31 protein-coding genes are annotated in these 26,758 nt (G+C 74.5%); 20 read left to right on the top strand and 11 right to left on the bottom strand.

Going from position 1 to position 26,758, the window contains the following annotated elements; genetic code table 11:
• Positions 1 to 60: 60 nt before the first annotated feature.
• Positions 61 to 1,287 carry a hypothetical protein gene (locus ABT095_RS29470; protein ID WP_350532591.1) on the top strand — a complete coding sequence of 409 codons (1,227 nt, stop codon included), beginning with the start codon at positions 61 to 63 and terminating at the stop codon, positions 1,285 to 1,287.
• Between the two features lie 54 nt (positions 1,288 to 1,341).
• The gene (locus tag ABT095_RS29465; protein ID WP_350532590.1) at positions 1,342 to 1,899 is read left to right on the top strand and encodes a GNAT family N-acetyltransferase; all 558 of its coding nucleotides are present in this window, start codon (positions 1,342 to 1,344) and stop codon (positions 1,897 to 1,899) included.
• Positions 1,900 to 2,179: 280 nt separating this feature from the next.
• On the opposite strand, the gene ABT095_RS38905 is transcribed toward ABT095_RS29465, so the two are convergent.
• A complete protein-coding gene (locus ABT095_RS38905) occupies positions 2,180 to 2,257 on the bottom strand; it encodes a hypothetical protein (RefSeq protein WP_464336931.1) in 78 nt (25 codons plus the stop codon).
• Positions 2,258 to 2,625: 368 nt separating this feature from the next.
• Here ABT095_RS38905 and ABT095_RS29460 point away from each other — a divergent pair, with 368 nt between their 5' ends.
• Complete coding sequence (locus ABT095_RS29460; RefSeq protein WP_502885048.1) at positions 2,626 to 3,960, top strand: family 2 encapsulin nanocompartment cargo protein terpene cyclase; 1,335 nt, start codon at positions 2,626 to 2,628, stop codon at positions 3,958 to 3,960.
• Between the two features lie 64 nt (positions 3,961 to 4,024).
• Positions 4,025 to 4,654 (top strand): hypothetical protein, encoded by a 630-nt coding sequence (locus ABT095_RS29455; RefSeq protein WP_350532589.1) that lies wholly within the window; start codon positions 4,025 to 4,027, stop codon positions 4,652 to 4,654.
• Positions 4,655 to 4,664: 10 nt separating this feature from the next.
• Here ABT095_RS29455 and ABT095_RS29450 read toward each other — a convergent pair whose 3' ends face one another.
• Genes ABT095_RS29450 through ABT095_RS29440 form a run of 3 tightly spaced genes read right to left on the bottom strand, consistent with a single transcriptional unit; the run spans position 4,665 to position 6,265 of the window.
• On the bottom strand, positions 4,665 to 5,270 hold the full coding sequence (locus ABT095_RS29450) for a hypothetical protein (protein WP_350532588.1): 606 nt from the start codon (positions 5,268 to 5,270) through the stop codon (positions 4,665 to 4,667).
• A gap of 11 nt (positions 5,271 to 5,281) precedes the next feature.
• On the bottom strand, positions 5,282 to 5,941 hold the full coding sequence (locus ABT095_RS29445) for a GNAT family N-acetyltransferase (RefSeq protein ID WP_350532587.1): 660 nt from the start codon (positions 5,939 to 5,941) through the stop codon (positions 5,282 to 5,284).
• 48 nt (positions 5,942 to 5,989) lie between these two features.
• A complete protein-coding gene (locus ABT095_RS29440; protein ID WP_350532586.1) occupies positions 5,990 to 6,265 on the bottom strand; it encodes a hypothetical protein in 276 nt (91 codons plus the stop codon).
• 298 nt (positions 6,266 to 6,563) lie between these two features.
• Between ABT095_RS29440 and ABT095_RS29435 the strand changes: the two genes are divergently transcribed.
• The gene (locus tag ABT095_RS29435) at positions 6,564 to 7,043 is read left to right on the top strand and encodes a DUF5709 domain-containing protein (RefSeq protein ID WP_350532585.1); all 480 of its coding nucleotides are present in this window, start codon (positions 6,564 to 6,566) and stop codon (positions 7,041 to 7,043) included.
• Positions 7,044 to 7,205: 162 nt separating this feature from the next.
• Here ABT095_RS29435 and ABT095_RS29430 read toward each other — a convergent pair whose 3' ends face one another.
• Positions 7,206 to 8,690, bottom strand: a complete 1,485-nt coding sequence (locus ABT095_RS29430; RefSeq protein ID WP_502885047.1) for an MFS transporter — start codon at positions 8,688 to 8,690, stop codon at positions 7,206 to 7,208.
• A 190-nt stretch (positions 8,691 to 8,880) separates the two neighbouring features.
• Between ABT095_RS29430 and ABT095_RS29425 the strand changes: the two genes are divergently transcribed.
• Positions 8,881 to 9,186: a phosphotransferase family protein gene (locus tag ABT095_RS29425; RefSeq protein ID WP_350532584.1), complete on the top strand. Its 306-nt coding sequence runs from the start codon at positions 8,881 to 8,883 to the stop codon at positions 9,184 to 9,186.
• A 24-nt stretch (positions 9,187 to 9,210) separates the two neighbouring features.
• Positions 9,211 to 9,441 carry a hypothetical protein gene (locus ABT095_RS29420; protein WP_350532583.1) on the top strand — a complete coding sequence of 77 codons (231 nt, stop codon included), beginning with the start codon at positions 9,211 to 9,213 and terminating at the stop codon, positions 9,439 to 9,441.
• Here the strand turns inward: ABT095_RS29420 and ABT095_RS29415 are convergent.
• On the bottom strand, positions 9,434 to 10,189 hold the full coding sequence (locus ABT095_RS29415; RefSeq protein WP_350532582.1) for a metallophosphoesterase: 756 nt from the start codon (positions 10,187 to 10,189) through the stop codon (positions 9,434 to 9,436). The genes ABT095_RS29420 and ABT095_RS29415 overlap by 8 nt on opposite strands.
• A gap of 3 nt (positions 10,190 to 10,192) precedes the next feature.
• The gene (locus ABT095_RS29410; RefSeq protein WP_350532581.1) at positions 10,193 to 11,059 is read right to left on the bottom strand and encodes an NAD(P)-dependent oxidoreductase; all 867 of its coding nucleotides are present in this window, start codon (positions 11,057 to 11,059) and stop codon (positions 10,193 to 10,195) included.
• A gap of 97 nt (positions 11,060 to 11,156) precedes the next feature.
• On the opposite strand from ABT095_RS29410, the gene pdxR reads away from it, so the two are divergent.
• Both pdxR and ABT095_RS29400 read left to right on the top strand, forming a co-directional pair.
• Positions 11,157 to 12,551 (top strand): MocR-like pyridoxine biosynthesis transcription factor PdxR, encoded by a 1,395-nt coding sequence (gene pdxR / locus ABT095_RS29405; protein WP_350532580.1) that lies wholly within the window; start codon positions 11,157 to 11,159, stop codon positions 12,549 to 12,551.
• A 61-nt stretch (positions 12,552 to 12,612) separates the two neighbouring features.
• On the top strand, positions 12,613 to 13,311 hold the full coding sequence (locus tag ABT095_RS29400; RefSeq protein ID WP_350532579.1) for a hypothetical protein: 699 nt from the start codon (positions 12,613 to 12,615) through the stop codon (positions 13,309 to 13,311).
• Between the two features lie 28 nt (positions 13,312 to 13,339).
• Here the strand turns inward: ABT095_RS29400 and ABT095_RS29395 are convergent, their stop codons facing one another.
• Positions 13,340 to 13,963, bottom strand: coding sequence for a DJ-1/PfpI family protein (locus ABT095_RS29395; RefSeq protein ID WP_350532578.1), 624 nt, complete (start codon positions 13,961 to 13,963; stop codon positions 13,340 to 13,342).
• Between the two features lie 89 nt (positions 13,964 to 14,052).
• Here ABT095_RS29395 and ABT095_RS29390 point away from each other — a divergent pair, with 89 nt between their 5' ends.
• A complete protein-coding gene (locus ABT095_RS29390; protein ID WP_350532577.1) occupies positions 14,053 to 14,571 on the top strand; it encodes a GNAT family N-acetyltransferase in 519 nt (172 codons plus the stop codon).
• 12 nt (positions 14,572 to 14,583) lie between these two features.
• Here the strand turns inward: ABT095_RS29390 and ABT095_RS29385 are convergent, their stop codons facing one another.
• Complete coding sequence (locus tag ABT095_RS29385) at positions 14,584 to 15,078, bottom strand: DUF4188 domain-containing protein (protein WP_350532576.1); 495 nt, start codon at positions 15,076 to 15,078, stop codon at positions 14,584 to 14,586.
• Positions 15,079 to 15,168: 90 nt separating this feature from the next.
• Here ABT095_RS29385 and ABT095_RS29380 point away from each other — a divergent pair, with 90 nt between their 5' ends.
• The 4 genes from ABT095_RS29380 (at position 15,169) to ABT095_RS29365 (ending at position 19,062) form a co-directional block, all read left to right on the top strand.
• Positions 15,169 to 15,843 (top strand): MerR family transcriptional regulator, encoded by a 675-nt coding sequence (locus tag ABT095_RS29380; protein WP_350532575.1) that lies wholly within the window; start codon positions 15,169 to 15,171, stop codon positions 15,841 to 15,843.
• Positions 15,844 to 15,922: 79 nt separating this feature from the next.
• Entirely contained in the window at positions 15,923 to 16,585 is a 663-nt protein-coding gene (locus ABT095_RS29375; RefSeq protein ID WP_350532574.1) for a ThuA domain-containing protein, read from the top strand.
• Positions 16,582 to 17,688: a Gfo/Idh/MocA family protein gene (locus tag ABT095_RS29370; protein ID WP_350532573.1), complete on the top strand. Its 1,107-nt coding sequence runs from the start codon at positions 16,582 to 16,584 to the stop codon at positions 17,686 to 17,688. The genes ABT095_RS29375 and ABT095_RS29370 overlap by 4 nt, the downstream gene beginning before the upstream one ends.
• A gap of 126 nt (positions 17,689 to 17,814) precedes the next feature.
• Positions 17,815 to 19,062, top strand: coding sequence for a cytochrome P450 family protein (locus tag ABT095_RS29365; RefSeq protein ID WP_350532572.1), 1,248 nt, complete (start codon positions 17,815 to 17,817; stop codon positions 19,060 to 19,062).
• A gap of 15 nt (positions 19,063 to 19,077) precedes the next feature.
• Here the strand turns inward: ABT095_RS29365 and ABT095_RS29360 are convergent, their stop codons facing one another.
• Positions 19,078 to 20,328 (bottom strand): cytochrome P450, encoded by a 1,251-nt coding sequence (locus ABT095_RS29360; RefSeq protein WP_350532571.1) that lies wholly within the window; start codon positions 20,326 to 20,328, stop codon positions 19,078 to 19,080.
• A 520-nt stretch (positions 20,329 to 20,848) separates the two neighbouring features.
• Between ABT095_RS29360 and ABT095_RS29355 the strand changes: the two genes are divergently transcribed.
• From ABT095_RS29355 to ABT095_RS29340, 4 genes are all read left to right on the top strand, one after another.
• Positions 20,849 to 22,234, top strand: coding sequence for a chloride channel protein (locus tag ABT095_RS29355; RefSeq protein ID WP_350532570.1), 1,386 nt, complete (start codon positions 20,849 to 20,851; stop codon positions 22,232 to 22,234).
• Positions 22,231 to 22,935 (top strand): rhomboid-like protein, encoded by a 705-nt coding sequence (locus ABT095_RS29350; protein ID WP_350532569.1) that lies wholly within the window; start codon positions 22,231 to 22,233, stop codon positions 22,933 to 22,935. The genes ABT095_RS29355 and ABT095_RS29350 overlap by 4 nt, the downstream gene beginning before the upstream one ends.
• 13 nt (positions 22,936 to 22,948) lie before the next feature.
• Positions 22,949 to 23,737, top strand: a complete 789-nt coding sequence (locus ABT095_RS29345) for an aminotransferase class IV (protein WP_350532568.1) — start codon at positions 22,949 to 22,951, stop codon at positions 23,735 to 23,737.
• Positions 23,738 to 23,799: 62 nt separating this feature from the next.
• The gene (locus tag ABT095_RS29340; RefSeq protein WP_350532567.1) at positions 23,800 to 24,174 is read left to right on the top strand and encodes a hypothetical protein; all 375 of its coding nucleotides are present in this window, start codon (positions 23,800 to 23,802) and stop codon (positions 24,172 to 24,174) included.
• Between the two features lie 22 nt (positions 24,175 to 24,196).
• Here ABT095_RS29340 and ABT095_RS29335 read toward each other — a convergent pair whose 3' ends face one another.
• The gene (locus ABT095_RS29335) at positions 24,197 to 24,676 is read right to left on the bottom strand and encodes a peroxiredoxin (RefSeq protein WP_350532566.1); all 480 of its coding nucleotides are present in this window, start codon (positions 24,674 to 24,676) and stop codon (positions 24,197 to 24,199) included.
• Positions 24,677 to 24,887: 211 nt separating this feature from the next.
• On the opposite strand from ABT095_RS29335, the gene ABT095_RS29330 reads away from it, so the two are divergent.
• The gene (locus tag ABT095_RS29330; RefSeq protein ID WP_350532565.1) at positions 24,888 to 26,066 is read left to right on the top strand and encodes a cytochrome P450; all 1,179 of its coding nucleotides are present in this window, start codon (positions 24,888 to 24,890) and stop codon (positions 26,064 to 26,066) included.
• A 136-nt stretch (positions 26,067 to 26,202) separates the two neighbouring features.
• Positions 26,203 to 26,673, top strand: a complete 471-nt coding sequence (locus ABT095_RS29325; protein WP_350532564.1) for a hypothetical protein — start codon at positions 26,203 to 26,205, stop codon at positions 26,671 to 26,673.
• The last annotated feature ends 85 nt before the right edge of the window (positions 26,674 to 26,758 follow it).

Here is a 26,758-nt window from a genome sequence, read left to right as displayed (position 1 = left end):
CGCGGCGGGGAGCTGGGGGCAGGCATGGCGGCGCAGCACTTACCGGGGCCGGTGGTCCTCGTGCCCTTCAAGTACGACCTGGGCGGCACGGTGGTCGACACCGCGGGGCTGACCAGGGTGCTGGAGCGCAGGTACGGCGAGGTCTGCGTGGACACCGTGATGCTGCGCAGCTGGAACCTCTCGTACCTGGCCGGACACGCGCCGGTGGTCTCCTGCGCCCTGCCCGGCGGCGAGGCCGAACTGGGCGGCTGCGTCTGGGTGTTCGACTGCCGGCTGCGGGTCTTCCCGTGGCTCGGTGTGCTCTCGGTGGACTTCACCTTCACCCCCGGCCCGGGGCAGGAGGCGCCCGATCCGGAGCGGTTCTACGACGACCTGGTGGTGTGGAAGAACCAGGACTACGTGCCGTACCTGCGCCGGTGCGACGCGCTGAGCGACAGCCTGGACCTGCGGATACCGCCCGAGCAGCGGGCGCTGACCGAGGACCGGCACGGCGCGGCCGTCCGGGACCTGCGCGCGGCGGTGGCCGGCTTCGTCGAGCCCCGGCCGTTCTGCTACGCCTTCCACGACTTCCGCCTCTGCTTCCTCGGCACGCCCGAGGAGTTGCCCGACGCCGTGGCCGGCCGGCTGCTCTGGTTCGCCGGGCCCTCCCCCACCACCGGGGGTGGCATCGAGCCGCTGGGCCTCGGCGGGCTGGAGGTGGCGAGTTCGGGCTGGTCGACGGTGATCCGCGGCGCGCGGGAGTCGATCGGCACCGAGGCCGACTCGGTCACCATGCTGCTGAACCTGATCCACGCGCAGTGGTACGTCTGCCAGTTGTGGATCAATGCGCACAACCTCCGCGGCCAGGGCGGTGGTTCGGGCTGGCAGCTGGCCGATCCGCACGTGCTCTCGGCGAACCGGACGGCGCTGGCCCACGATCTGTCGGAGGTCGACAACCTCAACGTGATGCTCAAGGACCCGGGGCTGCTGCGGGTCGCCGAGTACCTGGAGACGAGCCTGAAGGTGCACCGGCACCGGGAGGCCGCGATGGCCCGGCTGCACGCCTTGGAGGACCACTCGCGCCAGCTCGCCGACCACCGGGCGGAGATCGAACTGCGGCGCTTCCAGGCCCTGTTCGCCATCTCGGCGGCCGCCGGGGTGGCCAGCCTGGTGCCCGCGCTCGCCCAGGTCGGCTTCACCGCCCTCCACGTGGTGACCACCGTCACACTCCTGCTTGGATTCCTGGCCCTGTTCGCGGTAGATTTCACCGTTGTGCGCCGGTGGTGGACACGGCGCCGACGCCCCTGAGCGCCGCCCGGAGCGGCAGGCGGCCAGGAGCGGCCGGTTCGGCGAAGGAGTGGCGTGGGCGGCATCAGCACCGAGCACTACCGGCCGGGGACCGTCCCGGCGGCGGAACTACGCGAGCTGACCGCGATGTTCGAGGAGGTCGCCGGGGAGTTCGTCCCCCCGCTCACCGAGCGCCGCGACACCACCCAGGCCGACCTGACCGGCGGCGCCGGCGGCGGCGGAGCCGGTGACTACCTGCAGGAGATGCTCCGGCAGGACCTCATCCTGTGCCGCAACGAAGGCCAGGCCGTCGGCTTCCTCTCCTACCGGGCCGACCACGTCGACCAGCGCTACCCCGAGCTGTGCCCCTGCCTGTACGTCAGCACCGTCGCCGTGCGTCACGAGCACCGGCGCTTCGGCATCGCGCGGGCGCTCTACCAGGCGCTCTTCGACCTCCCGCCCTCGGCCGCGCCGTGGGTGGTGCTGCGCACCTGGTCGACCAACACCGGCCACCTCAGACTGCTCGACAGCCTCGGGTTCCGCTCCGTCCTTCGCATCCCGGACGACCGGGAGCCCGGGGTGGACACCCTCTACCTGGCTACCGACCGCAGCAAGCAGCCCGCCGCCCGCTGATCCTGACGTGTCGTCAGCCACCCGCCGGGCGGGTGCGCGGCCGGTACGAACGGGCGGCGGCGGTCAGGGCGGGACCGCACGGGAGCGAGGTCGCGGCTCGGACCAGGGCTGGGGAGAGGCGCAGTCCAGAGGCGCCGGAGACGGCGGCCCACGGGGCGGGCGGGCGGGCGGCGCGGTGTGGGCATCGACCGGCCGGACGATCCGCCTCTCTCCAACCGGGGAAGCGGACCCGGGCGTGCCACCGCCCCGGGCCCGGTGGGGGCTCGGGGCGGTGGCGGATTCAGCACTGAGGGCGGCGGCCGTGGTTCGCGCCGCGCCTGGCGCGGGCCTTCTTCTTACGACGACGCTTCGATGACATCGGGGTCACTCCTCTCGTCCTGGGGGCTCGGCCCCGGTTCCACCGTTCCACACCGGGCCGCCCGCGGCAGCGCCGGGCGGACGGGACACCGCCAAGTGGTGCAATCGCCGGTCGGGGCCGGGCGTGCAGCCGAGGCAGGGGGAGCGCGAATCCGGTCGCGCGCTGGTGGCGCACTGCGTGCGCCCGTTCGCGCCCGGGTTTCGGGGTGTACGGCTGGGAAAGTTGTGTGCTCGTGGGCAGCCCGAGCAGGCCGCCCGCGCCTGGGGGGAAGCCGGGGGGAAGGGGGTCTGGACAGGGTCCACCGGATGCCGCCCGGTGCCGGAAGGCACCCTTCAGGACACGCCCCAGAACGCAGAAGGAGCAAGCTGATGCCCGCTACCGGGCCCTCCCCCGCCGCCCCGGCGCCGACCGTTCCGCCGCCCCCGCGCGGTGACGGCGTGGACGCCACCGCGATGGACCGCATCCTGCGTGGCCCCAGCGGCCTCGGCACCAGCGGCCTGCTCGGCCAGCGCCCGGCACCCGCCGCGGTCGCCCCGGCTGCAAACCCGGCGGCCCCGGCGGCCCCGGCGGCCCCGGCGGCCCCGGCGGCGGAGAAGCCGGCCGTCCCGGCCGTGAGCGTGCCCGTCGCGCCAGCCGCTCCCGCGGTGAACGCGCCCACCCTGCGGGTGCCCTTCCTGACCGGGCCCGCCGCCCTCACCCCGCCCGCGCCCGCCGCCCCCGAGGCCGGTCAGCCCGTCCCCGGCCTGTACTACCACCCCGTCCCCGAGCCCGACCCCGCCCGGGTCGCCGAGGTCGGGCGCCGGGTCAAGGACTGGGCGGTGGACGAGGTGCAGCTGTACCCGCCCGAGTGGGAGGACCAGTTCGACGGGTTCAGCCTGGGCAAGTACATGGTGGCCTGCCACCCCGACGCGCCGACCGTCGACCACCTCATGCTCGCCACCCGCCTGATGGCCGCCGAGAACGTGGTCGACGACTGCTACTGCGAGGACCACGGCGGCTCCCCCGTCGGCCTGGGCGGACGCCTGCTGCTCGCGCACACCACGCTCGACCCGGTGCACACCACCGACCAGTACCACCCGCACTGGCAGGACTCGCTGCAGGAGGACGCGCCCCGGCGAGCCTACCGCTCGGCGATGGACTACTTCACCCGCGCCGCCTCCCCTTCGCAGGCCGACCGGTTCCGCCACGACATGGCGCGGCTGCACCTGGGCTACCTCGCCGAGGCCGCCTGGTCCGAGACCGGGTACATCCCCGAGGTGTGGGAGTACCTGGCGATGCGGCAGTTCAACAACTTCCGCCCCTGCCCGACCATCACCGACACCGTCGGCGGCTACGAACTGCCCGCCGAGCTGCACGCGCTCCCGGCCATGCAGCGGGCCATCGCGCTGGGCTCCAACGCGACCACCATCGTCAACGACCTGTACTCCTACACCAAGGAGCTCAACAGCCCCGGCATCCACCTCAACCTGCCGGTGGTGCTGGCCGAGCGCGAGGGCCTGAGCGAGCGGGACGCCTACCTCAAGGCCATCGAGGTCCACAACGACCTGATGCACGCCTTCGAGTCCGCCGCCGCCGAGGTGGCCGCCGCCCACCCGCTCCCGAGTGTCTTCCGCTTCCTCAAGGGCGTGGCCGCCTGGATCGACGGCAACCACCACTGGCACTCCACCAACACCTACCGCTACACCCTCCCCGACTACTGGTAGACCGCCCAGGGGTGACCCCGGCCCCGGCATGGACAGACCTCTGACGTCCTGTCAGCCTGTTCCGGTGATCACCTTGATAACCGCCGCGGTCGGCGTGCTCAGCAGTCTCTCCGCCCTCTGGCTCAGCATCGCCGACCGCCGCTCCCGGGTCCGCAAGGACCGCCTGGAGGAGTCGGAGCGCGCCTGCCTGTCCGGACGGCAGGAGGCCCGCGACCGGGAGCGGGCCGAGACCGCGCTCGCGGGCGCCGTGGACGCCCGGCTGATGAGCCGGTCTCCGGGCGGCGCGGCGGGCTGGCTGGTGGCAGTGGCCAACGACGGTGCACTGGCGATCACCGACGTCCTGGTCCGGTACTCGGGCGCCGCCATGGCCGACCCGTTCGACCTGCAGGCCGGCAGTCGGGGCAAGGTCGAGGTCACCACGGCCGCGGCGCCGCCCCGCCTCGCCGAGCTGGCCGTGGAGTTCACCGATGCCGGCGGCCGCCGCTGGCAGCGCCGGCTGGCCGGCGGCCTGCACCTGGCGACGCTCTCGGCCGCCGGGGAGTACGAATGGGGCCCCGCGCGCCTGCCGGTCGCCCCGGAGCCGGGGGTCTGGGCGGCCCCGCCCATCGGCGGTCACGGACCACGGCTGAGGCTGCCCGCCGCGCTGGCCCTGCTCGCGGTGGCCTGCCTGGTGGTGCTGCTGGTGCGGCACTGATCACCACCGGTCAGACGGTCAGCGTGCCGAGGATCGCTGCCGCCGTCCGTTCGGGTGACTGCTCGGCCGGCGGCGCGAGCCGGGTGAGGCCGAGGGCGGTCACCTCGGCCAGCATCAGCTCCTGGTAGCGGACGGTACGGGCCAGGAACGCGTCCATCAGCGCCCGCTCGTCCTCGGTCGCCTCCGGGTAGCCGCCGCCCCGCCGGATCCGGGCGCGCAGCACGGCGGGCTCCGCGGTCAGCCAGAGCGCGGCCGTGCCCGGGGTGGTCAGGGCGGCCACCCGGGACGGCCACAGGGCCGAGCCCTCCAGGGCCAGGCCCGGGCCGTCGCCCTGCGCGTAGCCGGTGACCAGCTCCTCGATCATCGGCCACAGCCGTTCGTAGTGGCCGAGCACGGAGGCGGTCAACTCCTCGACCGGGAGCGAGCGGTAGTGCTCGGCGACGTGCGCCGGGACTTCGCGCCCCGGTGTCCGCCAGGGCCGCCCGGGGTGGCGGGCGAGGGTGTCCGTCGTCCGGCAGTCGAAGCCCAGCCGGTCGGCCAGCAGCCGGGCCACGGTCGATTTGCCGACATTCGAGGTGCCGCCGATCAGGACGACGCGCAGAGCGGTAGTGGTCACGGCGACCGACCCTACGCCGTGCCTTCGGCGGGCAGGCCGAACAGCTCCAGACAGGGGGTCAGTCCGGTGATGCTGACGGGCGGGTGGGGCAGCTCGGCCCAGCGCTCGCGGGGCAGCCGCAGCCGGCGCGAGGTGACCGGGCGGCCTCGGACCACGTACCGCTCGATGCCGTCGGGCTGGTAGCCGTGCTTGAGCGAGACGGCGTAGGAGGACTCGTTGTCCTCGAACGCGCCCGAGACGGCCTCCCGGGCGCCGAGCCCGGCGAAGGCCAGCTCCAGGACCGCGGCCCGCATCTCGGTGCCGATCCCGCGGCCCTGGTGGCGCAGGCCCAGCCAGGAGCCGCTGGTCACCTGCCGCAGCGTGCCGAAATCCCGCGCGGCCAGCGTCTGCAGACCCGCCACCTCGCCCTCGGCGAACACCACCAGGTTGAGCGCCCAGTCCTGGGGCGTCCAGGTGCCCCGGCGCAGCCAGTGGTGCTGGACCACGCCGCGCGCCCGCTCGGCCGGGGGCCGGTCCGTCCACGGCACGACGAAGGGCATCCGCTCCGGCTCGTGGACGCCCTCGGCCGCCAAGTCCGCGAGGGCGGCGAGCTCGGGTTCGCTGGGCAGGCGCAGTTCGAGCCGGGGTGTACGGAGGGTCAGGTTGAGCAAGGGCCAGTGGTCGCTGATCATGCCCGGCATTTTCGCTGGTGGGGACGGGTCGGGTCACCCGGTTTTCGGTCAGCCGGCCGTGTCGCCCGTCCAGTCCCAGCGGCGTGGGTCGGCGGGGCGGGGTGCGTAGCAGGCTCGGCCGCCCGCGCCGTAGCGGCCGATCTCGGTGGCCAGCGCGGCGCCGGTGGCCAGCTCCTCCGGCTCCCAGCCGGTGACGTCGAGCAGCAGGCCGTCGAGCGGTCCGGCCACCAGCTCGCGGTAGCTGCGGCCGGGGCGCGGGCCGGGGTCGGCGTCCTCGTGATCGGCTCCGTAGACCCGGCCTCGCATCAGCTGTTCCTCGCTCATGCCGTCAGCATCGCAGCCACCGCTGACAGGAGGCTTTCCCAGGCGTTGACGCGATGTCCGGCGTACGGACGGCTCCAGGTTTACGGCGGTGGCCTCGCTCTCCCGGATCACCCTGTGTTGCAGGGTGGCGGCGCAGTGCGAAACATGGGGCTGGCGTGCACCCCGGCGCGCGCGGCGCGCGACGCTCCGGGACTGCGCGGCCACCGAGGTCGCCCGTACGCTGGCCGTAGGTGCTCATGTGCACCTACGGCCGGTGTTCCGCGTGACCCCGCCCGATCCGCACCGGGAGGTGCTCCTCATGACCGACTGGGACGACCAGGTGGCCGAGGACGACGGCGTGTTGGAGCCGTCCGACTCGCTGCTGACCGACCGGCTCGACGACGACCCGCTGGACACCGGCGTGATCCCCGCCGACGGCTACCGGGGCGCCACCGCCTACGGCACCACGCCCGCGGAGGCCCACACGCGCGAGTCGCTGGAGCAGCTGCTCGCCGCGGAGGAGCCGGACACCGCCTCGGACGCCGTGGACGACCGCTGGCTCGACGGCCCCTCACCGCGGGCCGGGCGGCTGGTGCACGGGGACGGCACCGCCGGGTTCGACCTCGGCCCCGACGCCGGCGCGGCCAGCGCGGAGGAGGCCGCCGTGCACCTCACCGACCAGGACCAGGACGAGGCCGCCGTGTACGGCGACGCCACCGGGGACGAGTCGCTGCGCGAGGCGGTCGGCTTCAGCATCCTGGACGACACCGCCGACGCCGCCCACGACGACTACCGCTGAGGCGGACCGCCGGACCTCACCCGTCCGGCGGTACCGGACCGTCAGCAGGCCGGCCGCGCCGCGTACCTCCTCGAGGGGTACGCGGCGCGGGTGCCTCCGGGCGGTGGCTGTCCGTCACGAGGGCAGGCCGGCCCGCCCGGTGACGGTCGGCGGGGCGCGGGGTCACCGCTCGGGGCGGGTGGCGGGCTCGGCCCGGTCGCGGCCGCGGACGTCGGCCAGGGCGCAGACCAGGGAGCAGAGCTCGAAGCCGATCGCGACCAGGGTGCCGAGCTGGAAGGCGTTCGCCCAGCTGCCGCCGCCGGCCAGGTGCGCGAAGAAGACCGCGCCGACGCAGGCCACGCCGGTGGCGGTGCCCAGGCGCTGGGCGGTCTGCAGCACCCCGCCCGCCGTGCCGGCCCGCTGCACCGGCACCTCGGAGAGGGTCAGGCTCAGGTTGGGTGCGATGGTCAGGCCGGAGCCGATCCCGGCGAGCAGCAGCGGCGCGGCGGTGGCGTAGGCCGTGTGCTGCCCCGGCACCAGGTGGACGGCCAGGGTGGTGAGGCCCGTCCCGGCGATCACGGTGACCAGGCCGACGATGGTCACCACCCGGCCGTGCTCGCTGACCAGCCGCCCACCCAGGGCCGCGGAGACGGCGGAGCCGACGGCGAACGGGGTGATCGCCGCCCCGGCCTCCAGGGCGCTGTAGCCGAGCCCGCGCTGCAGGAAGAGCGTGAAGATGAAGAAGATCGTGGTGAAGCCCGCGAAGTAGAACATGCCGAGCGAGACGCCGTACCGGTAGGAGCGGGTGGCGAGCAGCGAGAGGTCGACCAGCGGGAGGGTGCGGCCGCGCTCCCAGCGCGCGAAGACCGCGAGCAGCAGCACGCCGAGCACCACCAGCCACCACTTGGCCGGGCTCTTCCACTGCTGCTCCTGCACCAGCGGCAGCAGGACGGCCAGCAGTCCGGCGCCGAGCAGCAGCACGCCGACGAAGTCGATCCGGGCGGTGATCCCGGCGCCGGGCTCCACGACGAGCCGGCGGCCGCTGCGCGGGATCAGGCGCAGGGCGAGGGCGAAGGCCACCAGGCCGATCGGCAGGTTGACGAAGAACACCCAGCGCCAGCCGCTCTCGCTCCCGGCCGCGTTGATCAGCAGGCCGCCCGCGAGCGGCCCGGCGGCGGTGGCCAGGCCGACCGTGGTGCCGAACCAGCCGAAGGCGCGGGCCCGGGCGGGGCCGGCGAACATCTCCTGGATCAGTCCGGAGATCTGCGGGCCGAGCAGGCCGCTGGCGGCGCCCTGCGCCAGCCGGGCGATCACCAGGGCGGTCGCGGTGGGTGCCAGGCCGCAGGCGGCGGAGGCGAGGGTGAACAGCAGCAGGCCGGTCAGGAAGGCGGTGCGCCTGCCCCACAGGTCGCCCAGCACCCCGGCGGGCACCAGGATCAGGCCGAAGGTGAGGGCGTAGCCGGAGACCACCCAGGCGAGGTCGGCCTCGCTGGCGCCGAGGCCGTGCTCGATCGAGGGCAGCGCGACGTTGACGATCGAGACGTCCAGCAGGCTCATGAAGCCCACCAGGAGGCAGACCGCGAGTGCGCGCAGCCGCCGCCGTTCCTCGGCCCGCTCGTGCCCGGCGCCCACGCTCGCGGCCGTGCAGCCGGCCGGGGCGCGGTTCACGGCGTGCCGCCGGGGCGGGGTGGCTGCTCACCACGGCGGCCACCGGCCGCTGGGCTCCCGTCCATGGCTGTTCCTCCGCTCCGCGCTGCGCGCTGTCAGCAGCAGGCAAACACGCCGCCCGGCCCTCGGCACATCGACCTGCCGGTAAACCGGGTGCGGCGAGGGCGGGGGACGGCGCAGGCTGGGCGGCATGGACGAGGACGTGGCGGGCCGGTTCGGCTCGGTGGACCTGGTGGCGGTGGCCCGGCTGGTCCGGGACTTCCACCAGGCCGTGGTGGGCTTCACCCCGCCGCCGGACGCTCGGTGGCAGCAGCTGATCCCGCCGGAGGGGGACGGGATCATCGCCCATCACGACCTGGCGCCTTGGAACCTGGTAGCGAACGGGGCTGGCAGCCTGGCTTTCATCGACTGGGACGGGGCGGGCCCGGGATCCCGGCTCTGGGACGTCGCGTACGCGCTGCACGGCTTCGTGCCGCTCTCCACCCATCCGGACTAGCAGCGCGAGGACGCGGCCGAGCGAGTGCGGCTGTTCGCCGACGCGTACGGGCTGGAGGAGGCCGAGCGGGCCGAGTTGGTGCCGATGCTGGCGCGGCGGGCCCTCTCGATGCACTACCTCCTGGCCCGGGAGGCCGGGCGCGGCACCCAGCCGTGGGCCCGGCTGTGGGCCGAGGGGCACGGCGCCGTGTGGCGGGCCGACGCGGAGTACACCGAGCGGCGGGAGGCCGAGTGGGCCCGGGTGCTGCTCAGCTGAGCGGGACGCTGCGGTAGTGGGTGGTCAGGCGGCCGTCCTCGGCGAGGACGTGGAAGGCCAGGGCCGGGGGCAGGTCGTGGTGGACGTGCGGGTCGCCGGTGGGGTGTTCCCAGGGCAGGCGGAGGGTGGAGACCACGCCGGGGGCGACCAGCAGGGGGCGGCCGGCGAAGGTGGTGGCGGCGGCGGTGTGGGCGTGGCCGCAGAGGAAGGCGCGCAGGTTGGGATGGCGCTCCGCGAGGGCCGCGAGGGCCTCGGGGTCGTTCAGCCGGATGCCGTCCACGTACGGGGTGTGCAGCGGCACGGGCGGGTGGTGGAAGGCGACCAGCACGGGCTGCTCGGCGGGGGTGTCGGCCAGGGCCGCCGCCAGCCAGGCCAGCGTGGGCTCGTCGAGCCGGCCGTCGTGGCGGCCGGGGATCGAGGAGTCGCAGACCGCGAGGGTGAAGCCCTCGCCCCGGTGCAGCCGGTTCACCGGCTCCGTCGAGGGCGCCTCGCCGAGCAGGTGCTCGCGCAGCGCCGCGCGCTCGTCGTGGTTGCCGGGACAGACCAGCACGGGGTGGCGCGAGGTGAGCAGGCGGCGGGCCTGGCGGTACTCCTCGGGGCTGCCGTGGTCGGCGATGTCGCCGGAGACCAGGACGGCGGCGAGGTCGTACGGGAGGCCGTCCAGGTGGCGCAGCACGGCCTCGGTGCGGGCGGCGGCCCGCTCGCCGCCGTCCAGGTGGGTGTCGCTGAGGTGGGCGATGACGATCACCGGTCAGGCCTCCGGGGTGTTGGCGGCGAGGATGTGGGCGAGGACGGCGGTGTAGTCCTGCCTGGTCCGGCCGGCCCGTTCGGCGGCGGTGAGCCAGCTGCGGGCGGCCTCGGTCAGCGGCAGGTCGAGCCCGGCGGCCGCCGCGGCCACCAGGTCGGCGTCCTTGCGGGCCAGCGGGAGGGCGAAGCGCGGCGGGTAGGCGTCGGCGGCGATCACCGGGCGGCGCTTGGCGGCCTGCTCGGCCAGCGGGGTCGCGCTCAGCACCCCGTGCAGCGCCGTCTCGGTCAGGCCGAGAGCGCTGCCGAGTGCGAGCGACTCCCCCAGCAGGGCGAGGACGCCGAACAGCGCGTTGTTGGCGACCAGCTTCGCCGCCGTGCCCGCGCCGAGCCCGCCGACGTGCAGCGGCGTGCCGAGCCGCACCAGCAGCTCGTGGCTGCGCGCGTATGCCCCCTCGGGGCCGCCGACCAGCAGGCGAAGATTGCCGGCCGCCGCCTCGGCGCCGCTGCCGAGCACCGGTACGTCCAGCAGCTCCACCCCCGGCGGCAGGAGGTCAGCCAGCCGGTGCACGGCTTCGGGCGAGACGGTCGAGAGCTGGACCACCACCGTGCCCGGTCTTGCTCCGGCCGCGACTCCCTGCTCGCCCTCCGTCACCTCCCGCAGCGACTGCGGGTCGGTGACCAGGAGCAGCACCGCCTCCGCTCCGGCGGCCGCGGCGGCCGGGCTGGCGGCCACGGTGGCCCCGGCTTCGGCCAAGGGGGCCGCGCGCTGCTCGGTGCGGTTCCAGACGGTGACCTGACAGCCCTGCGCCAGCAGGCGGTGGGCCACCGCCGTGCCCATCGCGCCGAGTCCGACGACGGCGATCCGCTGCATTCCTGGGTGTCCTATCGAGAGTGCCGGGGGGCTGGCCTGGTGTACCGCCCGGATACGAACTTAGTGGGCGGCCGGACCAGGATTAAGATCCGGTTCCATGCCGGAAAAATGGTCCAGTTCCCGTCTCGACCTGCACCTGGAGCTCGCGGGCGGTGGCCGCCGGGCCGCCCTGGAGGCCGCGCTGCGGGCCGCGATCCGCCAGGGGCGGCTGGCCGCCGGCGCCTCGCTGCCCTCCACCCGGGGGCTGGCCCAGGAGCTGGGGCTCTCCCGGGGCACGGTGACCGCCGCCTACGGGCAGCTGGCCGAGGAGGGGTACCTGAACCTGCGGCCGGGGGCGGGCGCGACGGTGGTGGCGGTGCCGACGCCTACGGCGGACGAGCCGGCCGGGCCGGGGCAGGTGGCACCCCGTCACGACCTGCGGCCCGGGCTGCCCGACGTGAGCGCCTTCCCCGTCCGGGCCTGGCTCGCCGCCACCCGGCGGGTGCTCTCGCAGGCCCGGCCGGAGGTGTTCGGCGTCGGCGACCCGCAGGGCCGGATCGAGCTGCGGACGGCACTCGCCGACTACCTGGGGCGCACCCGAGGGGTGCTCACCACGCCGGGACGGATCGTCATCACCTCCGGCTACTACCAGGGTCTCGGGCTGCTCTGCCAGGCGCTGGCGGCCCGTGGCGCGCGGACGGCCGCCGTGGAGGACCCGGGGCACCGGGACTTCCACGCGGTCGTGCTGCGGGCCGGGTTCGAGGCCCTGCCGCTGCCGGTGGACGGGCGCGGCGCCGCCGTCGAGGCGCTCACGGCCGGCGCGGACGCGGCCTTCCTGACGCCCGCGCACCAGTACCCGACCGGGGTGCCGCTGCACCCCTCCCGGCGGCAGGCGCTGTGCGGCTGGGCCCGCTCGGTGGGCGGGGTGGTCGTGGAGGACGACTACGACGGCGAGTACCGCTACGACCGCCAGCCGGTCGGCGCGCTGCAGGGCGTCGCCCCCGACCACGTGGTGTACTGCGGCACCTCCTCCAAGACGCTGGGCCCGGCGCTGCGGCTGGCCTGGCTGGTGCTGCCGCCGGAGCTGGTGGCCCCGGTCGTCCGGGCCAAGCAGGAGTCGGACCTCTACACCGAGACCCTGGGCCAGCTCGTCCTGGCCGACCTGCTCACCACCCACGCCTACGACCGCCACGTAAGGGCCGCCCGGCTGCGCTACCGGCGCCGCCGCGAACTCCTCCTCGACCGGCTGGCCGCCGTCCCCCGCCTCACCCCGCACGGCGTCCCCGCCGGCCTGCACACCCTGGTGACCCTCCCGCCCTCCGGCGGCCCCTCGGAGCCGCAGCTGCTGGCCGCCTGCGCCGGACGCGGCCTGGCCCTGCGCGGCCTGAGCGAGCTCCACCTCTCCCCCGCCAGCCGGCCCGAAGGCCTCCTGATCGGCTTCGGCGCGCCCTCCGACCGGGCCTACCCGGCCGCACTGGACACCCTGATGGAGGCGCTGACCCCGCTCTGCTGACTCGCCGCGGCCCCCGTGGAACTCCGTCGCGGCGCGGCGGCCGGTCCGGCATGATCGCCGGGTGACCAGTTTCCTGACCTCGCGGGCACAGGTGCTCGACACCGGCCTGCCCGCCCACCGGCGGCACCGGGCGCTGCGCTCCTGCCTCACCGCCTTCGCGCCGTACGGATTCCGGGCGACGTACCACCATCTGACGGTCAGTGCCCGGATACCCCGGCGGCTGGAGGCGGATCCGGAGGCACTGGTGCGGGCGGTGGCGGAGCTGCAGGAGGCGCGGGTGCTGTGGCTCGCGCGGGAGCGGGAGTTCGCGGCGCGGCGCCGTGCGGAGAAGTGGGCCGGGCGGCGGGCTGTGCCGAACCCCCGGCCGTGGTGGCTGCGCCGCCCGTGGGAGGGGCTGGACAGCGCCTGGTACGACGACCCGTTCCGCCATCCGGCACTGCGCCTGGCCGACTACGTCCGGCGCCGGAACGCGCTGCTGGACGGCGCCGAGCTGCCCGGCTGCCCGGCCTGCGGTCACCAGGAGCCGCTGGAGCCGTACTCGACCGGGCACGGGCGGGTCGAGCTGTGCGGCGGATGCGGGTGGGCGCCGAGGCCCTGCCCCTGCGGGCAGCGGCACCCTCTCGTACCGGTGACGCCGAACGGCTGGAGCGGGATATCCCGGCGGGCGCACATGACCGACCAGGGCTCGGCCAACCCGTACTGGCCCGGCGCCCCGGAGCCCGAAGCGGGCGCGCAGCCGGCGGAGGGCGGCGCCGGTTGAGGACTCCGCCGTGGTCGGTGACCGCAGGCTAGCCGCCCAGGGTGCGGGCGCGGGCGCGGACTGCTGCCGGGGCCTTGGCCAGGGAGCCGGTGTCGAACGGGGGTTGGGGGTCGTACTCAGTGTGGAGCTGGATCGCCTGGGCGGTCACCTCGTCGGTGAGCAGGGCGGCCAGTCGGAGGGCCATGTCGATGCCGGAGGAGACTCCGGCGGAGGTGATCACCCGCCCCTGGCGGACCACCCGCTCGGGGGTGTAGACGGCGCCGTAGGACTCCAGGTCGGCGGCCGCCGCCCAGTGGGTGGTGGCGGTGAGACCGGCGAGCAGGCCGGCGGCGCCGAGCACCAGGGCGCCGGTGCAGACGGAGGTGGTGAAGCGGGCGCCGCTGTGCATCCGCCGCACCCAGTCGAGGAACTCGGGGTCGGCCGACATCGCCTGGAAGCTGCCGCCGCCGGGGATCAGCAGGACGTCGCAGCGCTCCACCCCGGCGTAGCCGGTCGCCACGTGCACCGGCATCGCGCCCAGCACGTCCCGCACCAGGCCGGGTTCGGCGGTGACGAAGCGGACGGTGGCACCGGGTACGTACGCGAGGATCTCGTACGGCCCGATCGCGTCGAGCGGCTCGAAGTCGTCGAAGAGGGGGATCACGATGTCCATGCCGCGCAGCATAGCCACAGCGGTCTAGACCTGGTGACGCCCCGCACCCCTTGGCGGGCCGTCAGGAGCGGCATCTTAGGGTGAGGGGCATGACTCAGGAAGCGACTGTCGTGGTGACGACCGAGCGGCTGCGGCTGCGCCCGCTGGGCCCGGCCGACGTCGACTGGTGGGTGGCGCTGCACGCGGACCCGGAGGTCAGCCGGTTCGTCGGTGCGTACTCGGCCGAGCAGGCCGGGGTACGGCTGCGGGGGATCGCCGGCCAGTGGGCCGAGCGCGGGCACGGGCTCTGCGCGGTGGAGCTGGCCGGGACGGGCGAGGCGATCGGGCGGTGCGGGCTCAACTGGTGGCCGGAGTACGGCGAGACCGAGATCGGCTGGACCTTCGGGCGGGCGCACTGGGGTCGCGGGTACGCGACCGAGGCGGCGACGGCGGTGCTCGACTGGGGCTTCGGCGTGCTCGGGCTGGAGCAGATCACCGCGATGATCCACCACGGCAACCAGGGCTCCGTCGCCGTCGCCGAGCGGCTCGGCTTCACCATCCTGCGCGAGGACGAGGTGCTCGGGCGGCCCTGCACCGTCTACGCCCTGGCCCGCGCGGACCGCAGGTGACCGCTTGACGGGTCAGGCGGCCGGCCGGGCGCGGTCGAGGCGGTCGGCGGCGCTCTCGCCTCGTCTGCCGACCGGCAGGGATCCCGTGGCGGCGGCCAGGCCGTACGCCGGCATGCCGTAGTAGATCGTCTCGAAGCTGTCCGCCGGGACGACGTAGGTCTCGTGGAAGACGCCGACCTGCCCGCCGGCCTGCCGGGCCCGGCGGTTGAAGGCCGCCCAGGCGGGGCGGTGCTCCTGCTCCGGGGCGCTCGCGTAGGCCAGCAGCTTCTCGCGCGACTCCCAGTACTGCACCACCTCGAGGCTGCGCGGTCCGGTCAGCGCGCCGCGGAAGCCCAGCAGGCCCGAGGCGGGGTTGCGGGTCAGCTCCCTGAGCATCCGGGGCATCGCCAGGAGGACCGGCCACCAGCTGCGCACGGCACGGTAGTTGTTGATCCGCATCCCGATCAGGAACACCACTATCTCGCCGTCGTGGGCGGCGGTGGTGCGTCCGGGCAAAGGTGTGGCCATGATTCGCTCCCCCTGGAAGTGCGGCAGGCTCCCCGCCCGCCGCCCGGCATCAGTAAGATAGTGACGCTATCCAATGAAAGGCGCAAGAGCGTGCGACTGGCCGAACTGAGCGAGCGCAGCGGGGTCTCCCCCGCCACGATCAAGTACTACCTGCGGGAGCAACTCCTGCCGCCGGGCGAGCTGGTGACCACCCGTCGGGCCGAGTACGGCGAGGAGCACCTGCGCAGGCTGCGCCTGGTCCGGGCCCTGATCCAGATCGGCCGGATGCCGGTGGCCACCGCCCGCGAGGTGCTGGTCGCACTCCAGGGCGAGGGGCTCGACCAGAACAGCCGGCTCGGCCTGGCGATGGGCGCCCTGCCACCCGGCGCGGAGCCGGATCCGGAGCCGGACGACCCGGCGACCGAACTCGCCCGGCAGCAAGTAGCCATAATGGCAGAAGAGTTGGGCTGGAATCCGAAGGAGCTTCCGGTTGCCGCCCATCGCACGCTGGTCGCCGCCCTCGCCACCCTCGCCCGGCTCGGCTACCCCTACGACGCCGCCCACCTGAGGCCGTACGCCCGGGCCGCGGTCCGGATCGCCGAGAGCGACCTGGATCTGCTGGACGAGTACGACACGGCCCTGGAGAAGATCGAGACGGCCGTCGCACTGACGGTGCTGTACGAGCCGGTACTGCTCAGCCTGCGCCGTCTCGCCCAGGCCCAGGAGTCCCACCGCCGCCAGCACGGGAGGCTTCGGCCGGGCAACTCCGGCGAAGGTGCTGTGTGACATTGCATCAACTGCTACCGTCGTAGCCGCACACGCGCGGCGCCCCCGCCGCGCGTGTGCCCGACGGTGGGAGGCGTGGATGGCGACGGGCCCGAAGGCGCTGATCGTGCGCGGCGGTTGGGAGGGGCACTCCCCCGCCGCCACCGGCCAGTGGTGCGCACAGCTGCTGGGCGAGGCGGGGTACCAGGTCACCGTCTCCGGCAGCCTCGACAGCTACCTGGACGCCGGACTGCTGGCCGCCACCGACCTGGTGGTGCAGTGCTGGACCATGGGCCGGCTCTCGGCCGGGCAGTCCGCCGGGCTGCGCACCGCCGTCCGGGCCGGCACCGGCTTCGCGGGCTGGCACGGCGGCATCGTGGACGCCTTCCGCGAGGACACCGACTACCAGCTGCTGACCGGTGGCCAATTCGTCTACCACCCGCAGGAGTTCGTCAGCTACCAGGTCACCCCGACCGCTGCCGGGGCGAGCCACCCGGCGCTGGCCGGCATCGGGCTGTACCGGGTGACCACCGAGCAGTACTACGTGCACACCGCGCCGGGCGTGGAGGTGCTGGCCGTCACCGAGTTCGCCGAGGACCAGGACCAGCCGCAGCTCGCGGGCACCGTGGTGCCGGTGACCTGGGCGCAGCGCTGGGGTGCGGGGCGGGTGTTCGTCACCACCGTCGGCCACCGCCTGGCCGACCTGACCGTGCCCGAGGTGACCGCCACGATCCGTCAGGGGATGGTGTGGGCGACCAGGTGAGCCCGACTCCCCTGCGGACAGCGGTGGTCGGCGCCGGGAAGATCAGCGGGGCCTACCTGCGGACGTTGCGCGGGCGCCCGGAGGTCACCGTGGTGGCGGTGGCCGACCTCGACCCCGCGCGGGCCCGGCTCGCCGCCGGGTCGGTGCCGGGCGCCCGCGCCGTGAGCGTGGCCGAGGCCTGCGCGGCCGAGGACGTCGACCTGGTGCTGAACCTGACCGTCCCCGCCGCTCACGCCGAGGTGGCGCTCGCCGCGATCGCGGGCGGCAAGCACGTCTACGGCGAGAAGCCGCTGGCCGCGACCACCGGCGAGGCCCGGGAGGTGCTCACCGCCGCCGCGGCGGCCGGCGTCCGGGTCGGCTGCGCGCCGGACACCGTGCTCGGCACCGGGCTGCAGACGGCCCGGGCCGTGCTGGACGGCGGCGGGATCGGGCGGCCGGTCGCCGCGACCGCCTTCATGGTCTGCCCCGGCCACGAACTCTGGCACCCCGACCCGGAGTTCTACTACCGGCCGGGCGGCGGCCCGCTGCTCGACATGGGCCCGTACCACCTGACCGCCCTGGTCACCCTGCTCGGCCCCGTCCGCCGGGTCACCGGGCTCACCGCCCGGCCGGGCGAGCGGCGGACGATCGCCGCCGGCCCCCGGGCCGGGGAGGTCTTCCCCGTCGAGGTGGCCACCCATGTCACCGGCGTGCTGGAGCACGCGGGCGGCGCGCTGACCACGCTGGTGATGAGCTTCGACGTGTGGCAGGCCCGGCTGCCGCACCTGGAGGTGTACGGCAGCGCGGGCTCCCTCTCGGTGCCCGACCCGAACGAGTTCGCCGGGCCGGTCGCCCTGCACCGGGCCGGCGGGCCCGGCTGGGAGCAGGTCCCGGTCCTGGCCGGCCACCCGGACACCGGCCGGGGCTGCGGAGTCGTGGACCTGGCGTGGGCGTTGGCCGACGGCACGCCCCACCGGGCCGACGGCGAGCTGGCCTTCCACGTGCTCGAGGTGATGGAGGCCCTGCTGGCCTCGGCCGAGGCCGGCCGGGCGGTCGAGGTGACGAGCAGTTGCGGGCGCCCGGCGGCCGTTCCCACCATCCGGACCCGGGGCGACCTGACATAGTGCGCGTTCTCGGTCCGTGGGCAGTACGAAAGGTGGCGAAGTCGTGTACTGACCGTCTACCGTCGTCGTCACGACGGGCCGTGAGCGCCGCACGCCCCGTCCGGAACGTCACGCACAGGGGGTTACTTGAACACGTCGACCGCGACCGGCTGCCCTTACCGACTCGACCCCGAGGCCACCGATCTGCACGGTGAGTCCGTCCGGCTGCGCGCCCTGGGCGCCGCCTGCCAGGTCGAACTGCCGGGCGGCGTGATCGCCTGGAGCGTCACCGACGCCGCGCTGCTCAAGCGGCTGCTCACCGACCCCCGGGTCTCCAAGGACGCCCACCGGCACTGGCCCGCCTACATCGCGCAGGAGGTACCGGCCGGCTGGCCGCTGCGGATCTGGGTGGACGTGCGCAACGCCCTGACCGCCTACGGCGCCGAGCACACCCGGCTGCGCCGCCTGATCGCGGCCGCGTTCAGCGCCCGCCGGGTCCGCGCGCTGGTACCGGGCATCGAGCTGCTGGTCACCGAGCTGCTCGACGAACTCGACGCGCAGGAGGGCGAGGTGCTGGACCTGCGGGCCCACTTCGCCTGGCGGCTGCCGCTGCTGGTGGTCAACCGGCTGCTCGGCGTGCCCGAGTCGATGCACGACTCCTTCCGGGACACCATCGGCAACCTCTTCGCGACCGGGCTCTCCGAGGAGGAGGCCGCCGCGAGCGCCGCCGCCGTCTACCAACTGCTCGGCGCGCTGGTGGCGTTCAAGCGGGCCGACCCCGGGGACGACGTCACCACCGGCCTGATCGACGCCCACGACGACGAGACCGGCTCGCGGCTGAGCGAACGCGAGCTGCTCGACAGCATCATGCTGCTGATCGGCGCCGGTCACGAGACCACCGTCAACCTGATCGACCACGCCGTGGTCAACCTGCTCGGCGAGCCCGACTGGCTGGCCCGGGTGCGCGGCGGCGGGCTCGGCTGGGGCGACGTCGTCGAGGAGACGCTGCGCCACCAGGCCCCGGTGGCCAACCTCCCGCTGCGCTTCGCCGTCGAGCGGATCGAGGACGGGCCCTCCGGCGTCACCTTCGAGCAGGGCGACGCGATCCTGGTGAACTTCGCCGCCGCCGGGCGCGACCCCGAGGTGCACGGCCCGGACGCCGAGCGCTTCGACCCGCTGCGCCCGACCCGCGCCGAGCACGTCTCCTTCGGTCACGGCACCCACTTCTGCCTCGGCGCCGAACTGGCCCGGATCGAGGCCCGGGCCGCCCTGGAGGCGCTCTTCACCCGCTTCCCCGACCTGAGCCTGGCCGTACCGGCCGCCGAGCTGCTGCCGATCGCCTCGTTCATCGCCAACGGCCACCGGACGGTGCCGGTGCGGCTGCGCAGGCCGTAGCCGTCGGCGGGGCGCTCACCGCGGTGTGAAGCGGACCAGGAGCTCGGTCGGCGTTAGCACGCTCTCGAAGGTCGGGGTCAGGTCGGCGCGCTCGACGGTGAGCGTGTGCAGCCCGGCCAGCAACCGGGCGGCCAGGGTGAGCTGGCGCAGGCCCAGCCGGTACCCGGGGCAGATCCGGGCACCGCTGCCGAACGGCAGATAGGCGTGCCGGGTGGTGGGGCCGCCTTCGGCCGCGTCCAGCCACCGCTCGGGCCGGAAGGCCTCGGGTTTGCGCCACCAGCGCGGGTCGCGCTGCAGCAGGTACGGGCTGAACGCCAGGCTCTGGCCCGCCGTCAGGGTGTGGCCGCCGAGCTCGAAGGGTGCGGCCACCTCCCGCGCCCCGAGCCAGACCGGCGGGTACAGCCGCAGCACCTCCTGCGCCACTGCGGTGGCGTACGTGTCGTCCGCCGCCGCCCTGATCCGCTCCGCCACCTCGGGCCGCGCCGCGAGCTCGGCCACCAGCCAGCACAGCGCCGCGCCCGGCACCACGTGCGTGCCCGCGAGGATCACCTGCAGGGTGGCCCGGGCCTGCACCGGGTCGGTGAAGCCGTACGCCGCGAGGGTCGCGGGCAGATCGGGATCGGCGGCACGGGCCGGGCACCCGCCCTGGGCGGCCAGGTAGCCGTCGAGGGCGGCGGCCAGGTCACGGGCGGCGGCGCGGGCGCGGCGGGCCGCCGTGCCGGGGAGCCAGGCGGGCAGCGGCACCGGGGCGTCCATCACCTCGGTGAAGGTCTCGGCGGAGCGGGCCACACCCCGCTGGACCTCGGGCGGGACGGCGCCCGCGAAGCAGTGGGCGAGGGCGGACCGGGAGCAGATCCCGGCGGCCACCGCGGGCACGTCCACCACGCCGGTCAGCCCGGCGAGGTCCGCGCGCAGTTGTTCGGTCATCCGCCGTTCGCCCTCCGGCGAGGCGCCGAGTCCGGGGGTGCCGGCCCGACGGCCCTCCAGCCAGCGGGCGGTGTGCTCCTCGCTGACCTTGCGGAATCCGTTCAGCGGATCGTGGCCGGCGTGCACCTGACGGCCGGTGCGGGTCAGCACGGTGTGCACCAGCTCGGGCGAGCCGACGTACAGCTGGGCGGCCGCGAAGTGGAAGAGGTCCCCGTGCCGCTGCGCGGCCCGGGCCAGATAGCCGAGCGGGTCGGCCTCGTACGCCGCGGCGTCGGCGCCGCGGCGGCCGGTGAGCGCCGTGGGGATGCCGGACGGCCCGGCCTCGGTGTGGGCCGTCACGGCCGCTCCTCCCGGCCGGGGCGCACGCCCCGGCAACGACGACGGGGTGGAGCCGGTCCCAGCCGGCCCCACCCCTCGGTGCTCCGTCGGTCGGTCAGCCCGCGTAGGGGTACGTGCGGTAGAACCCGCGCGCCTGACCGAGCTTGTGGCGGAGCATCGCAGAGAGACGAGCCATGACAGCCTCCTTCGTGGAAGGGATGGAAGGGCAGGAGCAGGCCGACAAAGGCTGATTGACTTCCCCCGTCAATCTCCTGCCGCGGCCCATCCTGACTCGGTCTCCCGCCGGACACAATCATGTCCGCGAAACTCTCCGGATTGTCCGAAGCAGGCGTGTTGTTCGTCATCGTCCGGTCTGCGGCGGCTTGCGAACCGCCGTGTCCGGGGGCGGTCGTTGCGCCGCTCGGGTGAGGCGGGCGGGCGCCGCCGTGCGGGGGGCCGACGCTCGGTCAAGACTCGGTCAGGAGGCCCGTCGGGGGTCTTTTCCGCAGGTCCGGGTCGACTACGGGGCGAGGACGTGGGCATGGTGCAACGGCAGGCGGGCAGCCCGGAGGCGGCCGAGGACCAGGCGGGGCGGCTGCGCGAGGTGCTGGCCAGCCGTGGGTACCTGGGCCTGCTGGCCGTCTCCGCGCTGGTCGGCGTGCCGGTCTCGCTCGCGGCCTTCGGCTTCGTCGGTCTCGAGCACGAGCTGCAGCACTGGGTCTGGGAGTCGCTGCCGGACGCCGCCGGCTACGACCGGGCGCCCTGGTGGTGGCCGCTGCCCGCGCTGCTGCTGGCGGGGCTGCTGCTCGCCCCGATCGTCACCCGGCTGCCCGGGCACGGCGGCCACACCCCGGTCAACGGGCTCGGCGGACCGCCGACGCCGCCGCTGGAGGTGCCCGGGGTGGTGCTGGCCGCCCTCGCCTGCCTGCCGTTGGGCACCGTCCTCGGCCCCGAGGCCCCGCTGATGGCCATGGGCAGTGGCCTGGCCCTGCTGGCGGTCCGCTCGGCGCGGCGGCGGGCGCAGCCGAAACTGGGGGTGGTCATCGGCATGGCGGGCTCGGCGGCGGCGATCTCGACCATCTTCGGCAGTCCGGTCGTGGCGGCCGTGATGATGATCGAGGCGGCCGGGCTGGCGGGCCCTCAGCTGGCCGTCCTGCTGCTGCCCTGTCTGCTGGCCAGCGGGGTGGGCGCTCTGGTCTTCACCGGGTTCGGCCACTGGACCGGCCTGTCGATCGGAGCGCTGGCCCTGCCCCGGCAGCCGGTGAGCGGGGTGCCGGACCCCGGGGACTTCCTGTGGGGCGTGCCGGTGGCGATGCTGGTCTCGGTCGTGGTCGTGACGGGCCAGCAGCTCGGCCACCGGGTGGCGGCCTTCACCACGGCGCGGGCCACGGCCGGGCGGACCCTCCTGTGTGCGGTGGTCATGGGGGCGTGCATCGCGGCGTACGCACTGGTCACGGGGCGCTCGCCGGAGGAGGCGGCGCTCTCCGGACAGGCCACGCTGGGAGCGCTCGCAGCCGATCCGCGCGCCTGGTCGGTCGGTGCGCTGGTCGCCCTGGTGGCCTTCAAGGGCCTGGCCTGGTCGGTGGCGCTCGGCAGCTTCCGGGGCGGCCCGATCTTCCCCGCGATCCTGCTCGGCGCCGCCGTCGGCATCGCGTGCGGCGCCCTGCCGGGCTTCGGTATCCAGCCGGGCCTGGCCGCCGGACTGGCCGCCGCGGGCTCCGCCGTCACCGGACTCCCCGTCACCAGCACCGTGCTGGCCGCCATGCTGCTCGGCGACCAGGCCGGCAACTCCATGCCGCTGCTGATCGTCTCCGCCGTGGCGGCCTTCGTCTGCGGCCATCTCCTGCGCGGGCGTATGCTGCAGCTCGGCCGGCCGGGCCGGGCGGCCCCGGCGCCGCCGCGCGCGGACGAGGAGGCGGTGGCGTGAGCACCACGGACGGGCGGGGGCGGCGGGCGGCCGCGCGGGCCTGGTGCTACGTCCGGCAGGCGCCGGGCACGTTCGCCTGGCTGGCGATCCTCTTCGTCACCACCCAGATCATCCGGCACGTCTCGCCCGAGTTCGCCGACGGCCTCCTTCAGAAGCGCTCGACCAACATCGAGTACCTCAGCCAGGACCCGGTCCGGGTGCTGATCACCAGCGCGCTGTGGATCGCGGGCGGCGGCTGGTTCCTCTACTTCCTGCTCTACAACCTCTTCCACGTGCCGGCCGAGCGCTGGCTCGGCACCCGGCGCTGGCTGCTGGTGCTGGCGATCGCGCACGTCGGCGCGACCTACCTCAGCGAGGGGGTGCTGCTCTGGGCGATCGACCACGGGCACGCCCCGGAGTCCGCCCGGTACACGCTGGACTACGGCGTCAGCTACGCGCTCGCCGGGATCGAGGCCGTGCTGACCTACCTGATCGTGAAGCCCTGGCGGTACGTCTACCTCGCCGGGGTGCTGCTGTTCTACGGCTCCGCCCTGATCACCGGCCGGACCTTCACCGACGTCGGCCACTTCACCGCCGCCCTGCTCGGCCTCGCCTGCTACCCCCTCACCCGCGGCCGCACCCTCGCCGCCGTCGGCGGCGGCCCCTTCGACCCGGTGGCCACCGCCCGGCGCCTCCTGCACCGGCTCCGGCGCCCGCTGTGACAGCATGGCGCGGGTGCTGAACATAGAGATCAACGGCCGGCCCGCCGAGGTGGACGACGTGCACCGGGTGGCCACGTGGAACTACGGCCACTTCACCTCGATGCAGGTCCGCGACGGTGCGGTACGGGGCCTGTCGCTGCACCTGCGCCGCCTCGCGGACGCCTCGCTCGAACTCTTCGGGGAGGCCGCCCGGGTGGACGACGACCGGATCCGTGCGCTGGTCCGGCACGGTCTCGGGGGCCTGTCGGCCGCCTCGGTCCGGGTCAGCATCGTCCCTTCGGCCGACTCGATCTCGAAGACCGACGTCATGGTGTCGGTCTCCGACCCCGTCGCCGACACTCCCCGGCCGGCGCTGCGGGTCCGCACGGCGACGTACGAGCGGGAGCTGCCGCACCTCAAGCACGCGGCGACCATGGGCCTGACCCACCAGTTCCTCGAAGCCCGGAAGGCGGGATTCGACGACGTCCTGTTCGTCGGCCGGGACGGGTTCGTGCGGGAGGGCTCGGTGTGGAACGCCGCGTTCTGGGACGGGGAGCAGGTCCTGTGGCCCGAGGCGCCCGTACTGCCCGGCATCACCATGCAGCTGCTGCAGTCCGCCCTGATCCGCATCGGTGTGCCGTGGTCGGCCCGCCGGCTGACCGCCGGCGACCTCTCCGCTCTGCGGGCCGCTGCGGCGACCAACTCGCACTGCCCCGCACAGCCGCTGGCGGCGGTCGACCGGACCGTCTTCCCCGCCGAGGACGCCCGGCTGGCCGAGGTGCTCGGCGCTGCCTGGGCGCAGGTGCCCTGGGACCGCGTCTGACCGGCGCCGGGCCCGAGGATAATGGGCGCGTTCGCAACGGTGGTCGAAGAGGTGGAGGACGGATGATCCTGGAGGCGGGCCGACGTGTCAGGTTGGCCGAGGACTTGGCGATCGGCGACGCGGTGGCCGGCGACCCCGGGGCCGTCGTCGGGTTCCTCTCCCTCCCCGCCGGGCTGGAGGGCACCGTCGAACGGGTCGACGGCGAACTCCCCGAGAGCCCGGAGTCCCTGGAGTACCAGCGCCTCAGCGCCCTCGCCGAGGACTACGGCCACACCATGCCCGAGGCCAGCCGCACCCGCCTGCAGGACCAACTCGCCGAACTGGCCCCCCACTGGGCCGCCCACCGGGAACGCGGCAGCCGCCTGACCCTCCGCGTCCGCCTCGACAACGGCTTCGTCCTCGACGGCGCGCACCAGGACATCCTCACGCCCCTGTGACGTGCGGTGGGGCTCGCGGAGTTCAGGCGAGGGCGGCGAGCTGCTTCACCAGGGCGTCCGTGCTGCGGAAGGTGACGCCGGCGAGTGCGACGTGGCGCCAGCGGATGACGCCTGTGCCGTCCACCACGAACACGGAGCGACGCAGGCCCAGGCCCGGGAGGGTGATTCCGCATGCCTCGGCCAGCGCCTCGCCCTGGTCGGTCAGCAGGGGGATGCGCAGCTGGTGCTTGCGGGCGAACCGCTCGTGGCTGTCGAGGTCCTGGGGGCTGATGCCCCAGACTTCGGCGCCGAGCTCGGTGAAGCGCTCGAGGCCGGAGGTGTAGGAGCAGAGCTGTCTGGTGCAGACGAGGGTGTCGTCCCCGGGGTAGAAAGCCAGCACCACCGGCCTGGAGCCGGCGTCGCCGAGCCGGTAGTCGCGGCGGTGGGCGGCGTCCGGGCCGAGCAGCAGGCCGGGGAGCTTGAAGTCGGGGAATGCTGCCCCCACCGCGAGCGGCTTGGCCATCGTGACGGGTCCTTCCGAGCGGGGCAGCGGGCAGAGGGCAGAGCAAGGAGGGCGGTTCGCTACTCATCGTAGTCGAGCATGCGCCGCCGCCCCGGCCGCCGATCGGATGAATCTCCGTCTGCCGCACGAGCCATGGCGCGTGCTGACCCATCGTCCGGCCACGGCCCGTGATCAGCTACGGCTGCCCGCCCGCCCCTCACCAGGAGTTGCCATGGCCGTCCACGATTCGACCCTGCTCCCGCTGCACCGGCGCAAGGACGCCGACCCCGGTCCGCCCTGCCCGACCGAGCTGCCGAACGGCGCGCCGGCCTGGCTGGTGACGCGCTACCACGACGTCCGGCAGGTGTTGACCGACGAGCGGTTCAGCCGGGTGGACCTGTTCCCGGCGGACGGGCCGTCCTTCGACGGCACGGCGAACCTGGTGCGGGATGCGGATCTGCTGTTCAACCAGGACGGCGCGGACCACCGCCGGGTGCGGCGGGTCATGCAAAGCGCGTTCACGCTCAGGGCGATCGGCCGGTGGGAGTCCTGGGTCGGGTCCGTGGTGGAGCGGCTGGTGGACCGGCTGGTCGAGCACGGTCCGGGGGTGGACGTGGTCGCCGAGTTCGCGCTGCCGCTGCCGGTGGCGGTGATGAGCCGCCTGCTGGGCCTGCACGGCCTGGACCACGACCGGCTTCGGCGCTGGACGGACTGCATGTTCGCCGACGGGAGCAATCCGCCGGCGGAGGTCGAGGCCGGCCTGGCGGAGTTCCGCGCCTACGGTGCCGGGTTGGTCGCCGAGCGGCGGCGCCGGCCGGGCAGCGATCTGGTCAGCAGTCTGGTCCGGGCGGCCGACGAGGAGGGCAGCCTCTCCGAGACGCAGCTGGTGACTTCGGTGTGCGGCCTGATCGGGGGCGGCAACGACAGCACGATGACCGTGATCAGCAACGCGCTGGTGTACCTGCTGGGCGAGCAGCTCGAGAGCTGGCCGAGACTGGCGGCCGAGGAGGCGGCACGGACGGCCTGCGAGCGGCTGCTGCACACCATCCCGCTCGGCGACGACGAGGGCAGCCCGCGCCGGACCACCGAGGACGTCGAGATCGGTGGTGTCACCATCCCCGCCGGTTCGGTCGTGCTCGCCGACTGCATGCGGGCCAACCGCGATCCCGAGGTCTTCCCCCGGGGCTCGGCGGACCAGCTGTTCACCCCGCTCGAGGGCCCCACGCTGGCCTTCGGCGCCGGGCCGCACTACTGCCTGGGGTCCTGGCTCGCCCGGATGCAGCTCCGGCTGGCCCTCCAGGGGCTGGCGGCCCGGCTGCCCGGCCTGCGGCTCGCCGAGCCGGTGGCGGCCATCGAGTGGCGCCGGGGTTCGAGCACCCGCAGCCCGAAGTACCTGCGGGTGCTGTGGTGACGACACACCGCGGGAGGACGCCGGCCGGGTGAACTCGTACCCTGCGCACATTTGGTTCGTAGCCAAACCGTCACGCGGCGTGATCAGGTGTGCGCAGATCCGGACGAGATACGTCCCATCCGTTCAAGGAGTACTGATGTCCCGAGCCTTCCTCATGCGTACCGTCGCCGGCACCGTCGCCGCGCTCGCGCTCGTCACCGCCGTCCCGTCCCTCGCCACCGCCCAGCACCGGAGTGCGCCGGGCGAGGTGACCCTCGACTTCACGGCCCACCTTCCGCAGAGCACCACGGGCAAGGACTTCGGCGGTCTTGCCGAGGCCAAGGACGGCGCCGGCAACCACATCGGTGGCGCGGTGGTCAACTGCGAGGACGTTCCGGGCGCGCTCGGCGACGTGTTCTACTGCACCGGCGCCATCTCCCTCGACAACCGCGGCGACATCGCCTTCCAGGCGGGTTCGCTGACCTCGAGGACCAGCGGGCCGGAGCACGAGGCGGACGGGATCATCACCGGCGGCACCAACGAGTTCGAGGGCATCGCCGGCGAGCTCAAGGTGACCCGCCAGAGCCGCGCCGTGTACACGGTGAGCTTCAACACCAACATGGGCTGACCCGGCCGCACCACCGAGGGCCGCCGACCGTGGGTGACCGTCCGGAACCGGATCTGGATGGCGCCGATGTGCATGTACTCGGCCC

The organism is Kitasatospora sp. NPDC002227 (assembly GCF_040296285.1).
Classification (GTDB): domain Bacteria; phylum Actinomycetota; class Actinomycetes; order Streptomycetales; family Streptomycetaceae; genus Kitasatospora.
The sequence above is the reverse complement of the archived record's forward strand: the minus strand, read 5'-3'. Positions and strand labels throughout refer to the sequence as shown.